This is a genomic window from uncultured Porphyromonas sp. (genome assembly GCF_900541275.1).
In the GTDB taxonomy this organism is placed as follows: Bacteria; Bacteroidota; Bacteroidia; order Bacteroidales; family Porphyromonadaceae; genus Porphyromonas_A.
In genome coordinates, this window is the sequence record NZ_UQJH01000001.1 from 255,817 (window position 1) to 269,991 (window position 14,175).

The 14,175-nt window shown below is 53.1% G+C and carries 9 protein-coding genes and 1 tRNA gene; all 10 read right to left on the reverse strand.

Going from position 1 to position 14,175, the window contains the following annotated elements:
* Entirely contained in the window at positions 1 to 1,842 is a 1,842-nt protein-coding gene (mrdA, locus tag QZR17_RS01055) for a penicillin-binding protein 2 (protein WP_297126544.1), read from the reverse strand.
* Positions 1,839 to 2,366, reverse strand: a complete 528-nt coding sequence (mreD, locus tag QZR17_RS01060; protein ID WP_297126546.1) for a rod shape-determining protein MreD — start codon at positions 2,364 to 2,366, stop codon at positions 1,839 to 1,841. The genes mrdA and mreD overlap by 4 nt, the downstream gene beginning before the upstream one ends.
* On the reverse strand, positions 2,363 to 3,226 hold the full coding sequence (gene mreC, locus QZR17_RS01065) for a rod shape-determining protein MreC (protein WP_297126548.1): 864 nt from the start codon (positions 3,224 to 3,226) through the stop codon (positions 2,363 to 2,365). Before mreC ends, mreD begins: the two co-directional genes overlap by 4 nt.
* 69 nt (positions 3,227 to 3,295) lie before the next feature.
* Entirely contained in the window at positions 3,296 to 4,315 is a 1,020-nt protein-coding gene (locus QZR17_RS01070) for a rod shape-determining protein (RefSeq protein ID WP_296164137.1), read from the reverse strand.
* A gap of 19 nt (positions 4,316 to 4,334) precedes the next feature.
* Positions 4,335 to 5,909: a bifunctional phosphoribosylaminoimidazolecarboxamide formyltransferase/IMP cyclohydrolase gene (purH, locus tag QZR17_RS01075; protein WP_297126551.1), complete on the reverse strand. Its 1,575-nt coding sequence runs from the start codon at positions 5,907 to 5,909 to the stop codon at positions 4,335 to 4,337.
* A 39-nt stretch (positions 5,910 to 5,948) separates the two neighbouring features.
* Entirely contained in the window at positions 5,949 to 7,244 is a 1,296-nt protein-coding gene (locus QZR17_RS01080; RefSeq protein ID WP_296164133.1) for an L-serine ammonia-lyase, iron-sulfur-dependent, subunit alpha, read from the reverse strand.
* A 375-nt stretch (positions 7,245 to 7,619) separates the two neighbouring features.
* Positions 7,620 to 7,692: transfer RNA gene (locus QZR17_RS01085), tRNA-Pro, on the reverse strand.
* 290 nt (positions 7,693 to 7,982) lie between these two features.
* Complete coding sequence (gene pckA / locus QZR17_RS01090; protein WP_296120371.1) at positions 7,983 to 9,590, reverse strand: phosphoenolpyruvate carboxykinase (ATP); 1,608 nt, start codon at positions 9,588 to 9,590, stop codon at positions 7,983 to 7,985.
* Between the two features lie 269 nt (positions 9,591 to 9,859).
* Positions 9,860 to 13,087 (reverse strand): carbamoyl-phosphate synthase (glutamine-hydrolyzing) large subunit, encoded by a 3,228-nt coding sequence (carB, locus tag QZR17_RS01095; protein WP_297126554.1) that lies wholly within the window; start codon positions 13,085 to 13,087, stop codon positions 9,860 to 9,862.
* The gene (gene carA / locus QZR17_RS01100) at positions 13,084 to 14,166 is read right to left on the reverse strand and encodes a glutamine-hydrolyzing carbamoyl-phosphate synthase small subunit (RefSeq protein WP_297126557.1); all 1,083 of its coding nucleotides are present in this window, start codon (positions 14,164 to 14,166) and stop codon (positions 13,084 to 13,086) included. Before carA ends, carB begins: the two co-directional genes overlap by 4 nt.
* Positions 14,167 to 14,175: the final 9 nt, after the last annotated feature.

Consider the following 14,175-nt stretch of genomic DNA (forward strand, 5'->3'; position numbering starts at 1 on the left):
TCATCTAATTACTGAGGACAACATCGCCTTCTCGTAGCTAATCGACGAAGGAGTAATAGAGTCACCATGGAGATAGTAATCGAGCATAAGTCTACCGATCGGAACAGCATAGGTGGCACCGAAGCCTCCATTCTCCACCATGACAGCGATGGAGACCTTGGGCTCCTCCATGGGACCAAAGCCAAGGAAGAGGGAGTGGTCTTTGCCGTGAGGGTTCTCAGCCGTACCGGTTTTACCACAGATGGCAAAGTCGGATAGATTTGCCTTACGACAGGTCCCGCCTATCACCGCCATACGCATTCCTTCGGCGATCACTCGGAAATACTCAGGCCTGATCCCTGTTTCCATACGCTCGATATAGAGCGAGTCCTGAGGCATACCATCGATCTCCTTCACCAAGTGAGGGGTATAGTAGTGACCCCTATTAGCTACCACAGCACCGAAGTTGGCTATCTGTAACGGTGTGGCAAGGATCTCACCCTGACCGATCGCTATGGAGACTATTGAGCTCGATGTCCAGCGCCCATTATGGAGCTTATTGTATACGGCAGAGCTTGGGATATAGCCACGGCTCTCTCCCGGCAGATCCACACCGGTCTTATGCCCGAAGCCCATCTTGACGATATAGTCTCGCCAGTGATCAAAAGCCTCCTCCACGGTAGCGTAGCGGGATCTATCGTCTAAAAAAGCCCTCAGACCCCAGCAAAAATAGGCATTGCAAGAGGTGGCAATGGCGTGCCTGAGATCCAGTGGAGATCCGTGGCCATGACATCGGGGGCGCCCCCCGAGCAGTGGGTAGCCACGATGACAGGAGTACATAGTACCCGGAGTAATGCATCCCTCCTGCAGATAGGCTGCTGACTGCACGGTCTTGAAGGTCGATCCGGGGGGATAGGCGGCCTGTATAGCTCTGTTGTAGAGAGGCTTGAGAGGATCAGTGGCGAGAGACTGGTAGTTCTTTCCCCGCTCCTTTCCCAATAAGCGAGATGGATCAAAGGTGGGGGAGGAAACCAGAGCTAGTACCTCTCCTGTACTCGGCTCTATCATGACGATCGCTCCACTCTTGCCTTGCATCAGCTGCTCACCATAGGCCTGTAGCTTGATGTCAATGCTCAACTTGAGATTATGCCCGGAGGTGAGCTCCTGATCATACTTTCCCTCCTCGTACTGACCCTGCACCCGACCATGGACATCCCTGAGGAGGATAGAGGTCCCTTTATTTCCTCTCAAGAATCGCTCATAGCTCTTCTCCAGACCGGTCGTGCCGGCGTAGTCTCCGGGCGTGTAATAGGGATCTCGCTTTATGTCACCCGGACCGACTTCACCGATATTGCCCAGCAGAAGAGCCCCTGCAGAGTATGTATACGCCCGAGAGGTATGGTGCTCGATGAGTAGACCGGGAAACTTGTATAGCTGCTCCTCTAATAGTCCTGCCTCCACTGAGGTTATCTGGGAGAAAATAGTCTGCGGTACAAAGGGAGAGTACCCTTTATTGGACTCCCGATCCTTCACCTGCTCCAGACGCTCACGTAGGTCTTGGATATCTATGTCCAGGATATGGCAAAAGGCAAGACTATCGAAGTCCTCCATCTGTCGCATAATGACCTTGGCATCTGCCGTAGCGGTATTATAGACGACGAGACTGTCGTTGCGATCACGCATCAGACCGCGTGACGGATAGAGGGTTCGGTGGTAAAAGGCAATATTCTCCGCTGCTAGCTTATACTCCGGAGAGAGCACCTGGACATAGAAGAGTCTCGCCACATATACAATAACCACCAGCGTCATCACCCCTACGATGATAAAGCTACGCTCACTATACCTACTATGTGATGGTCTCATCCCCTCCTACGCGGCATCAAGAGTGCATCAAAGATCATAAAAAGCAGCACCGTTATCACAACGGATCCGCCAATGTAGGGTAATGTGTGCACCAAGAGTCCGGTGGAGAAAAACTCAAGGAGGAATATCGAGCTGATCTGCACCAGTGTGAGGGTCAGGATAAAGAGTAGGTAAGCTCCTGCTCTCATCAGGCGGGGAGTGATTAGCGGATTTTCCTCGTCCGAATTGTCAAGATCGTCCTTATCCACCAGCGCCCCCAGCAGCTTAGGGCGAAGGTAGAGCGTTAGTGCGGAGGAGGCCATATTGAGTCCTGGTGTATTCATCATCAGGTCAATAAATAGTCCTATGCAAGCGGCAAGGAGGGTCAGTACCCACGGCTCCGACCGGTACGGCATCTTGATAAGAGGGTAGAGGTAGAGGATCGGCAAGAAGTACTGGAAGAGTAGCAGGTGGTTAAAGAGTACCACCTGCAAGAGTATCAGCACGAGGGAGAGGATACCAAGTCGTAGGGTGTACTTACTCATAGAGATCGTCTATCTGGGACTGGATCTTCAACCACACTTCTCTCCTGACGATTCTCATACTGTAGCACATAGACGTACTTCAGAGAGGCAAAGTGCGTGGATAGCTCCACTCGGTAAGCAAAGAAACTATCGTCAGGTGACTTCCCCGGACCTACCACTGTCCCTACAGACAAGCCGGAGGGGAAAGAAGCAGAGTACCCACTCGTAAAGACCGATCTCCCCGGCTCCAGCGACTGATGCTTGGGGATATTAGTCAGCAGAGAGTGATTGATATCCTGTCCATCCCACTTCAGTACACTCACAAGGTCAGAGCCATCCACCTTGCAGCTGATCCCAAAGGTACTATTGATCACCGGTACCACTCTCGAGTAATGGTCGCTCACCGCCTGCACGATACCGACCACTCCATCTGTGCTTACGACCCCCATATCTACTGCTACGCCATCCTGCTTGCCGATGTCCAAGGTCAGATAATTGCTCTTGTCAAAGAGCACCATCCCCACAACCCTGCCTACTATGTAGTGGTAAGGAAAGGGTCTCTCCAGTGTGTCACGCCCCAGGCGCTGCCAGGAGAGGGAGTCGACGGAGAGACGCTCCAGCTGGTTGTGCAACCGGAGTACCTCCCGCTCCAGTATCGCATTCCTATGGAGCAGCTCCACATTTGCCTCCTCAAGTCCGGTGTAAGCACGGACAGTCTGTGCCGTCTCCATCACCCTACCAGTAAGGTCATTGGCAGAGCTCAGCATGACACTAGACCGGTACCTACTGCCACTAAAGAGGAGTGCCAAGGCAACCACCTCGAGGAGTAGGAAAATCAGGAGATGTCTCTTGGACCGGAGAAATTCGACGAGGCGATCCATTAAGACGATGCACGGCTTGAGAGGCAACCCACCCTACCTAATCTAGTAGTCAGGGAGGTGCCGTATGAGTTACTTAAAGAGCAGAGTGTACTTATCGGAGTTCTGAAGAGCAATGAAAGTGCCGTTGGCGACGGAGTATAAGGGGTCATCAGCGATCTTGAAGGGGATCTGAAACTTAGCCTGAAGTCTCTTATCAAGCCCCTTCAGCTGTGCACCTCCCCCAGCAAGGTAGATACCGTTATTGAAAATATCTGCATACAGCTCGGGGGCAGTGTCGTCTAGAGCGTTTCCTATAGCTGTCTCGATCTTGGTGATCGACTTATCGAGGCATGTAGAGATCTCATGGTAATTGACATCCACCGTCTTAGGCAGGATGCTCGCCAAGTCCTGCCCTACGACTGTATAGGGATCAGGCTCATTGTCCAGTTGATCGAGAGCAGAGCCGACATTTTTCTTGATCTCCTCAGCGGTGCGCTCACCGATGCGGATACTATGCTCGACCTTCATATAGTCAACGATATCGTTGGTGAATTCGTCTCCCGCCACCTTGATCGACTTATTATTGACAATGCCACCCAGTGAGATCACAGCGATCTCCGTCGTGCCACCGCCGATATCTACGATCACGTTGCCGGTAGGCTCCATCACATCGATGCCAATACCGATCGCTGCAGCCATTGGCTCATGGATGAGGTACACCTCGTTGGCCCCGGCCTTCTCAGCCGCATCGCGCACGGCACGTATCTCTACATCCGTGCTACCAGAGGGAACACAGACAACGACCTTCAGTGAGGTGGGGAAGAAGTGCTTCTTAGTCGTAGCCATCCGGATCATCCCGCGGATCATATACTCGCAGGCATCCAGGTCAGCGACCACGCCATCCTTAAGTGGACGGACAGTGGAGAGATCATTATTCTCCTTCTCGAAGCGACGATACGCCTCAGCACCGACCCACTCTACCTTGTCAGTCTTCTTATTGAGCGTCACATAGCTTGGCTGATCGATGATGATCTTGCCATCCTCTATGATGACCGTATTAGCAGTACCTAAGTCTACGGCTAATTTCCTTGTCAGTGAGAAAAAGCCCATCCTGTATTTAGTAAAAAAGTTAGTGTCTAAAGTGACGATGACCGGTGGTCACCATGGACATACCGTGCTCATCGCAATAACTTATACTCTCCTGATCGCGTATAGACCCGCCCGGCTGGATGACGGAAACCACGCCCGCCTCATGAGCTATCTCTACGCAGTCGGGGAAGGGGAAGAAAGCATCAGAAGCCATGACGGATCCCTCGAGAGAGAAGCCCATCGCTGCTGCCTTGCTGATCGCTTGCCTCAGCGCCTCCACCCGAGAGGTCTGACCGTAGCCGGCACCCAAGATCTGACGATCCTTGGCGAGGACTATAGCGTTGCTCTTGCAGTACTTTACCGCCTGCATCGCAAAGAGGAGATCTTTCGTCTCGCTCTCGGAGGGAGACGTACGAGTGACCACAGTGAGATCCTTAGCTTGGTCCACAAGCGTATCACGCTCCTGCACCAGTACGCCACCCAGGGCAGATCGGTACTGTAGAGGATACTTGTCCTTGCCGATCTTGTCTCTCAGGATGATCCTATTTTTCTTTTGTGTCAGTAGCTCCAGTGCCTCCCTGCTATACTCGGGAGCAATGAGGACTTCGATGAAGAGCTTATGTAGCTCCTCCGCAGTCTCCATATCGACCGGTCTATTGAGCACTACGATGCCACCAAAGGCCGACTCAGTGTCACACGCAAGAGCAGCCAAATAGGCGTCACGTATGGTCTCTCGGACTGCCAGTCCACAGGGCGTATTGTGCTTGACGATGCCACAGGCGGGCTCATCCATCTCTTCGATCATATGCACTGCAGCATCCACATCCAGCAGGTTATTGTAGCTGATCTGCTTGCCGTGGAGGTAGTCAAAGCGCTCATCAAAGCCCTTACCATAGTAAGCAGCCCGCTGATGAGGGTTTTCGCCATACCTCATGGGCTGACATCCCTCCATAGAGAGAGAGAAACGCTCCTCAGGGAGGAGATCCTCCGACTCGTCTGCCGGATCGTCCATGGAGAGGAAGTAATTATGGATCGCAGTGTCGTAGGATGAGGACTCCTCAAAGGCAGCACGTGCAAAGTGTCGCCTCTGCTCCAGCGTTGTCTCACCGGCCTGCTCGCTGAGTATGGCAGTGAGTTCATCGTAATACTTAGCTGAGGGGATGATCACCACATCGGAGTAATTCTTGGCGGCTGCACGGATCAGAGAGATACCACCGATATCGATCTTCTCTATGATATCCTCATGAGAAGCACCAGAGGCGACAGTAGCCTCAAAGGGGTACAGATCGACGATCACAAGGTCTATCGGATCAATGTCAAAGCGATGACAGTCCTTATCATCCTGCTCGTTACCTCGGCGAGTAAGGATCCCGCCAAAGACCACCGGATGGAGGGTCTTGACTCTCCCACCCAAGATGGAGGGAAGACCGGTGCGGTCCTCCACCTTGGTACAGGGAAGGTCAAGGCTGGTGACATAGTCATAGGTGCCACCCGTGGAGAGGATCTCCACTCCACTCTGCCCCAGTTGTCTCAGGAGCTTCTCCAGCCCCTCTTTATGGTATACCGATACAAGCGCTCTGCGGATAGGCTTGCGACTCTCTGATGATCTCGTCATATGTGGATTGTGATTATTCTTTCTCAGAAGCAGACAAACTTACATAAAAAAGGACAACTTGGGGCCCTCCTCTGACTTCTCCGCCTCCTCTCTATTGTACGATATCTCCTTACCGAGCCGAGCGATGGGATTTCTGTAGCTGGTAGCGAGACCGCCGGTGGAGGTCTCCTTGTAGAGGCTCGGGAGGTCGTGACCCGTCTGTCGCATCACCTCTACCACTTGGTCAAAAGACACTCGGTGAAATCCATTGGAGAACGAAGCGTAGACATTCGCATCCAGTGCTCTTGCCGCTGCAAAGGCGTTACGCTCGATGCAGGGGATCTGCACGAGACCACAGATGGGATCACAGGTCAGTCCCAAGTGGTGCTCAAGCCCCATCTCGGCTGCATACTCTACCTGATTGAGACTGCCTCCAAAGAGCTGATTGGCAGCGGCAGCAGCCATCGAGCAGGCAACGCCCACCTCACCCTGGCAGCCCACCTCCGCTCCGGAAATAGAGGCATTTGTGCGACAGATAGCGCCGAAGAGCCCCGCCGTAGCCATAGCCCTCAGGATCATCTTGTCCGGTATCTCCTTGGATACCTTGAGGTGATAGAGTACTCCCGGCATCACCCCCGACGAGCCGCAGGTGGGACCGGTGCATACCTGACCACCACCCGCATTCTCCTCACTTGCAGCCAGGGCGTAGGCGTACACTAGTCCGCGAGACTTGGTAGAGTAGCTGTAGTTATTGGCCTGCACATAGTACTCGCCGGCCTTACGGCGGAGATTGAGCCCTCCGGGGAGGATGCTGTCATTGTCGAGACCCCGCTCTACTGCAGATCGCATCACCTGCCAAGCCTCCCCCAAGTGATCCCATATCGATGAGTCCTCAAAACGCTCCACATACTCCCAGAGTGACAAGTGCTCATCGAAGCAGTAAGCCAGGATATCCGTCATACGGTTGTGGGGGTAGACCTCACTCGCCCTACTCTCATCAAACTCCTCATTAGCCAAGTCTCCACCGCCGACACTGTAGACAGTCCAAGAGTCGATGAGCTTATCCTCCTTATCCAGCGCCTCATAGTACATACCATTCGTGTGGAAGCGCTTAACCGTCTGTGGCTCCCATACGATCTCAGTAGGGGCAACGGGCTCCAGCACCTCGAGGATGGCTACATCTGTCATATGCCCCTTACCTGTGGCTGCAAGGGATCCGTAGAGAGTGACCCTAAACCTCGCCGGCGTGCCTCCACTCAGGCGATCTAGGAACATCAGTGCAGCCCGTCTCGGGCCCATTGTGTGGCTGCTCGAGGGACCTTTACCTATCTTATATATTGATTTAATTGTCTCCATGAGTGATAGTTGCTTATGAGAGAAGGATTACACCCTCTATGACCTTACAAAGATAGCCCAATTAAACGACTTAATGGATCAGCTGTGATACATAATCTAGCTGTATGCATCAAGTCCGACCATAGTAATCCTGGCTTCGCAAAGGAGCTGGGTATTTACAGCATTAATAGACTGGTTGCCAATAAGAAGAAGGTTCATAAAGCACCTGTCTCACCTCTCAGAGCTTACCCTCATCACTAATACCGATATTAGAGAAGTCTAATACCGGTATTAGGTCGAACTAATATCGGTATTAGACTTCTCTCTGAAGGGATAGGGTCAAGAAAACAAAGGTCGAGAAAGTGTGCGGACATACTTTCTCGACCAAGAAATCTGTCGGGATGAACAGACTCGAACTGTCGACCTCCACGTCCCGAACGTGGCGCGCTACCAACTGTGCTACATCCCGTACTCTTAAGTGGTGGCAAAGGTACACTTTTTTCCTCACACTTCAAGCCCCAAGCAGTCTATTTCACCCGGATCCTCACGATTTTGCTCACCCTATCGCCCACCCTATCGCCCACCCTCTCCGGGATAATGGGCATGGTCTCGGATCGTAAGGAGACTTCGGGTGTCGCCTTAGGACATAGTGGTATAAAAAAAAGAGATCCCGGCACCGATATATGGTGCTGGGATCTCTCAGTGCTTAGGCGAGAGACGCGATGATGTAGCGCCTCAGGCTATTGTGATGCAAGCTGCTTAGAGCTGGGGACCGGCAGGTACAAGAGACTTACCGTGGTCGTTGGTCTCAAACTTCTTGAAGTTCTTAATGAAGCGAGCAGCGAGGTCCTTAGCCTTCTCCTCCCATGCAGCCTCACTATCGTAGGTGCTGCGCGGATCGAGGATATTAGAGTCTACGTTGGGCAGCTCTGTGGGGATCGTGAGATTGAAGTAAGGGATCTTCTTCGTGGGTGCATTCTCGATAGAGCCATCGAGGATAGCGTCTACCATTGCACGGGTCTGCTTCAGAGAGATACGCTTACCGGTACCATTCCATCCCGTATTGACGAGATAGGCCTTGGTATTGTGAGCCTTCATCTTCTTGACCAGCTCCTGGGCGTACTTGGTGGGGTGCAGAGTCAGGAAGGCTGCGCCGAAGCATGCTGAGAAGGTGGGGGTGGGCTCGGTGATGCCACGCTCTGTACCAGCGAGCTTAGCGGTAAATCCGCTGAGGAAGTAGTACTGAGTCTGAGCGTCATCAAGGAGAGATACAGGAGGCAGTACACCGAAGGCATCAGCGGTCAGGAAGATGACGCGCTCAGCGTGACCGGCCTTGGAGATCGGCTTCACGATGTTGTCGATGTGGTAGATCGGGTATGAGACACGAGTGTTCTCAGTGACAGACTTGTCTGCGAAGTCGATCTTACCCTCCTTGTCTACAGCAACGTTCTCGAGGAGTGCATCACGACGGATGGCTCCATAGATGGCAGGCTCACCCTCCTTGCTCAGGTTGATCACCTTAGCGTAGCAGCCACCCTCGTAATTGAAGACACCATCGTCATCCCATCCGTGCTCATCGTCACCGATCAGGAGACGCTTGGGGTCAGCGGAGAGGGTGGTCTTACCGGTACCGGAGAGACCAAAGAAGATGGCGGTATGCTCGCCATTCATATCCGTATTGGCAGAGGAGTGCATCGAGGCCATACCACGACGAGGATTGAGGTAATTCATGTAGCTGAACATCCCCTTCTTCATCTCACCACCATACCAGGTGTTGAGGATCACCTGCTCGCGGCTGGTGAGGTTGAAGACAACAGCGGTCTCGGAGTGGAGGCCGAGCTCCTTCCAGTTGTCCACCTTTGCCTTGGATGCATTGTAGACTACGAAGTCCGGCTCACCAAAGTTCTCCAGCTCCTCCTTGGAGGGACGGATGAACATATTGGTGACAAAGTGTGCCTGCCAAGCCACCTCGACGATGAAGCGGATCTTGACGCGGGTGTCCTCATTGGCACCGCAGAAAGCGTCCACGACGTAGAGCTTCTTGTCAGAGAGCTCGTCGGTGGCAAGCTTGCGCACTACATCCCAAGTCTCCTTGGAGCAGGGGTGGTTGTCATTGTGATACTCCTCGCTATCCCACCAGATGGTATCCTTGGAGGTCTCGTCTACGACGAAGAACTTATCCTTAGGAGAGCGACCGGTGTAGATGCCTGTCATTACGTTGACAGCGCCCAGCTCGCTCACCTGTCCCTTCTCGTAACCCTCGAGAGACGGATCGGTCTCATCCTTGAAGAGACGGTCATATGATGGGTTGTGGATGATCTCCTTGACACCCTTGATGCCGTACTTGCTTAAGTCGATGTTTGCCATAATTTAATGTTGTGTTCGTATAAAGTTTATCTTCTTTCTTACACTCTATTGATAGCAGCAGGGGGAGCAACCGGCACTCCACTCGCATCCCCTTATTGCACGACAAAGATAATCTAAAATAGTAGCTTAACCAAGGATTTAGCGAATTATTTCATCAATACAATCCGGTTGCATTTAATTTACTCTTTTATTACCTCCGTCTCCATATGAAGCAAAGGGCACTAATCAGCGATTAGATGCCCTTTGCAATCAGTATTCTAGACCTTTCGTTACTTGAATTCGTCCCAGCTCATAATCTCGATGTCGTCCACGTCCTTGGCACAGAATGCCTCGATGAAGGAAGCAGCGAGACGGGCGTTAGTCACCAAGGAGATATTGTGGTCGATGGCTGCACGACGTAGCTTGTAGCCGTTGGTCAGCTCTCTCGGGGTGAGGTTTTTATTGATATTCACCACCAGATCTACCTTGTGATCTCGCACCAGATCAAGGGCCTGTGGCTCCTTCCCTTCCTCGCTTGGCCAGTGGCAGAGCTCAGCAGGGACACCATTCTCATTAAGGAAGCGGCAGGTGCCCTCGGTGGCGTAGATCTTGAGTCCGCGCTTGATCAGTAGGCGAGCCGGTTCGAGGAGATCGACCTTTTGCTTAGCTCCACCTGTGGACATCAGCACGCCTCTCTCGGGGATCTTCTGCCCCACGGCAAGCATCGACTCGAGGAGTGCCTCGGAGGGGCTGTAGGAGATACAGCCTACCTCTCCGGTGGACATCATATCCACTCCTAGGACAGGATCAGCCCTCTGGAGACGAGAGAAGGAGAATTGAGATGCCTTGACACCGACATAGTCGAGATCAAAGACACTCTTCTCAGGCTTGTCGTACGGCTTGCCCAGCATGATCTTCGTTGCCAGAGTGATGAGATTCATCTTGAGCACCTTGGAGACGAAGGGGAATGAGCGCGAGGCTCGGAGGTTGCACTCGATCACCTTGATCTCATTTCCACGGGCGAGGTACTGTACGTTGAATGGTCCGGAGATATTAAGTGCCTTGGCGATCTGACGGGTGATGCGCTTGATGCGGCGCACTGTCTCGATGTAGATCTTCTGTCCAGGGAATTGGATAGTGGCGTCTCCGGAGTGCACACCGGCAAACTCTATATGCTCACTGATCGCATAGGCGACCAGTTCGCCCTTGTCTGCAACGGCATCCATCTCGATCTCCTTCGTATTCTCCATAAAGGCGGAGATCACCACTGGGTGCTCCTGGGAGACATCCGAGGCAAGACGGAGGAAGCGCTGAAGCTCCTCCTCGTTGGAGCAGACATTCATCGCTGCACCACTGAGGACATAGGAGGGACGCACTAGCACCGGATAGCCCACTTTATCGACAAAGCTCTTGACGTCGTCAAATGAGGTGAGCTCGCTCCATGCAGGCTGATCAATGCCCAAGCTGTCGCACATCTCGGAGAACTTGTATCTATCCTCCGCATGGTCGACATCCTCCGGCTGAGTGCCGAGGACCTTGCAGCCACAGCGGTGGAGCCTCATAGCGAGGTTATTGGGGATCTGACCACCAGTGGATAGGATCGTGCCATGAGGCTGCTCCAGGTCAATGATGTCAAGCACCCGCTCCAGAGTCAGCTCATCAAAGTAAAGCCTATCTGACATGTCGTAGTCGGTGCTGACGGTCTCGGGGTTGTAATTGATCATGATGGAGTGGTAGCCCTCCTCCTTGATTGTATTGAGGGCAGAGACGCCACACCAGTCAAACTCGACCGAGCTACCGATGTGGTACGCCCCTGAGCCAAGCACGATCACACTCTTGTCCCCATCCTCAAAGGAGACATCGTGACGATGACCATCGTAGGTCAGGTAGAGGTAATTGGTCTTGGCAGGGTACTCTGCAGCAAGAGTATCTATCTGGCGCACCACCGGAGTGATACCCATACTCTTTCGAAGCTCTCGGACCTCCAGCTGAGCCGCATCCATATCCTTGATCGTGTGCTTGAGCACCGCGCGGGCGATCTGGAAGTCGGAGAAGCCCTGTACCTTTGCCCTCCTCATCAGCTCAGGCGAGATGTCGCTGATCTGTGACAGGGTCTCCAGCTCCTCAGCCGTATCGATGATATTGTGCAGTTTGTGGAGGAAGAATTTGTCGATCTTTGTCAGGTCGTGGATCTGATCGATCGTATACCCTGCTCGGAAAGCCTTACTGATGACAAAAATGCGGTTGTCGGTAGGCTCCCGTAGAGACTTATCTATATCCGAGATGACCAGTTCCTTATTCTCGACGAAGCCGTGCATTCCCTGGCCGATCATCCGGAGCCCCTTCTGTATAGCCTCCTCAATGGTGCGACCGATGGCCATAATCTCGCCTACTGACTTCATGCTGGAGCCGATCTCACGCGATACACCGGCAAACTTGCTGAGATCCCATCTGGGGATCTTGCAGACGACGTAATCGAGTGCCGGCTCAAAGAAGGCAGAAGTGGTCTGAGTGACGCTATTCTTCAGCTCATGAAGACCATATCCCATACCGAGCTTGGCAGCCACAAAGGCGAGCGGATAGCCGGTGGCCTTGGAGGCGAGTGCTGAGGAGCGGCTCAGACGAGCATTGACCTCGATGACACGATAGTCCTCGCTCTGGGTGTCCAAGGCGTACTGGACATTGCACTCCCCCACAATGCCTATGTGGCGGACGATACGGATGGCGATGTCGCGGAGCTTCTGAAACTCCGAGTTAGTCAAGGTCTGAGAGGGAGCGACGACGATACTCTCACCGGTATGGATGCCGAGCGGATCGAAGTTCTCCATATTGCAGACCGTTATGCAATTGTCATACTTATCGCGCACGACCTCGTACTCAATCTCTTTCCACCCCTTGAGACTCTTCTCGACCAGTACCTGAGGGGAGAAGGAGAAAGCTCGCTCGCAGAGAGCATTTAGCTCCTCCTCGTTGTCGCAAAAGCCACTCCCCATACCACCGAGGGCGTAGGCCGCACGGATGATGACTGGATAGCCGAGCTCCTTAGCTGCCTCGCGGGCATGCTTTATATCCTCACATGCCTCACTGGAGATGGTGTGGACCCCGATCTCGTGCATACGCTCGCTGAAGAGCTCCCTGTCCTCGGTATCCATAATGGCCTGGACGGGAGTCCCGAGGACCTCTATATTATAGTCCCGGAGGACCCCTTTCTCGTAGAGGGCGACACCACAGTTGAGGGCAGTCTGTCCTCCGAATGAGAGCATAATGCCATCGGGGCGCTCCTTCTTGATCACTCGCTCAATAAAGTACGGGGTGACGGGGAGGAAGTAGATCGTATCAGCAATACCCTCAGACGTCTGTACTGTGGCGATATTGGGGTTGACGAGGACGGTGTGTATTCCCTCTTCCTTGAGAGCCTTGAGGGCTTGAGATCCTGAGTAATCAAATTCGCCCGCCTCACCGATCTTGAGGGCACCGGATCCGAGGAGGAGGATCTTCTTGTATTTCTTTACGTTCACGAGTTTAGGAGCTTAATAAAGTCATCAAAAAAGAATTCGGTATCCATCGGGCCTCCGTGGCACTCGGGGTGGAACTGGACTGCGAAGTACCTCCCTGACTCGTGGATGATACCTTCGTTGGAGCCATCATTGAGATTCTCGAAGTAGGGACGCCAGCCGGCAGGGAGAGTGTCACTATCAACGGCAAATCCATGATTTTGGCTGGTAATAAAGCACTTATCTGTGCCACAGAGACGTACTGGCTGATTTGCTGAGCGGTGACCAAACTTCATCTTTTTCACCTTGGCACCAATGGCAAGAGCCATAATCTGATTTCCCATACAGATCCCTCCTATAGGCTTTGCACCGCTCTCAATGACCTGTCGTATATGGTCAATGAGGGCGGTGCACTGCATCGGATTACCCGGACCGTTACTGATGAAGAGACCATCATAATCCATCTCGGTAAAGTCGTAGTCCCAGGGGACGATCGTGAGGTCAACATCGCGGTCGAGGAGCATCCGGACAATATTCTCCTTCGCGCCACAGTCCACGAGGACCACTCGCTTGGCACCACTCTTAGGTAAGTGGATCACCTCCGGTGTGGAGACCTCAGCGACGAGGTTTACCTCGTCGGTCTGGAAGAAGTCTATATCCTGATCGTCCACCACCAGCTTACCGATGAGCGGACCATGATCACGGATATCCTTGGTAAGCTCCCGCGTGTCAACACCGGAGAGTCCGACCACGCCATGGCGCTCGAGAGCCTCTGAGAGAGACTCTGCGGCATTCCAGTGAGAGTAGTCATCGGTATAGTCGTGCACGATAAGTGCGAGTGGATGGAGCTTCCGGCTCTCGAGGTAGAGAGCCAGATTGGTGGCGGGGTCTACATCCTCTGGAGGGAATCCGTAATTGCCTATGATCGGGTATGTACAGACAAGCATCTGACCCATATATGAGGGATCCGTCAGGGCCTCGGGGTAGCCAGTCATACTGGTATTGAAGACAACCTCCCCGCTGACACTCTTATCAGTGGCACCGAAGAGTGTCCCCTCGTAGCAGGTCCCGTCCTGTAAGATGAGCTTACCTTTCTTTTTCATGGTCGCTAT

Coding starts and splice junctions, on each gene's coding strand:
- carA (WP_297126557.1), bottom strand. CDS start 14,166: ATGAAAAAGAAAGGTAAGCTCATCTTACAGGACGGGACCTGCTACGAG.
- purH (WP_297126551.1), bottom strand. CDS start 5,909: ATGACGAGATCATCAGAGAGTCGCAAGCCTATCCGCAGAGCGCTTGTA.
- mreC (WP_297126548.1), bottom strand. CDS start 3,226: ATGGATCGCCTCGTCGAATTTCTCCGGTCCAAGAGACATCTCCTGATT.
- QZR17_RS01070 (WP_296164137.1), bottom strand. CDS start 4,315: ATGGGCTTTTTCTCACTGACAAGGAAATTAGCCGTAGACTTAGGTACT.
- mrdA (WP_297126544.1), bottom strand. CDS start 1,842: ATGAGACCATCACATAGTAGGTATAGTGAGCGTAGCTTTATCATCGTA.
- QZR17_RS01080 (WP_296164133.1), bottom strand. CDS start 7,244: ATGGAGACAATTAAATCAATATATAAGATAGGTAAAGGTCCCTCGAGC.
- pckA (WP_296120371.1), bottom strand. CDS start 9,590: ATGGCAAACATCGACTTAAGCAAGTACGGCATCAAGGGTGTCAAGGAG.
- mreD (WP_297126546.1), bottom strand. CDS start 2,366: ATGAGTAAGTACACCCTACGACTTGGTATCCTCTCCCTCGTGCTGATA.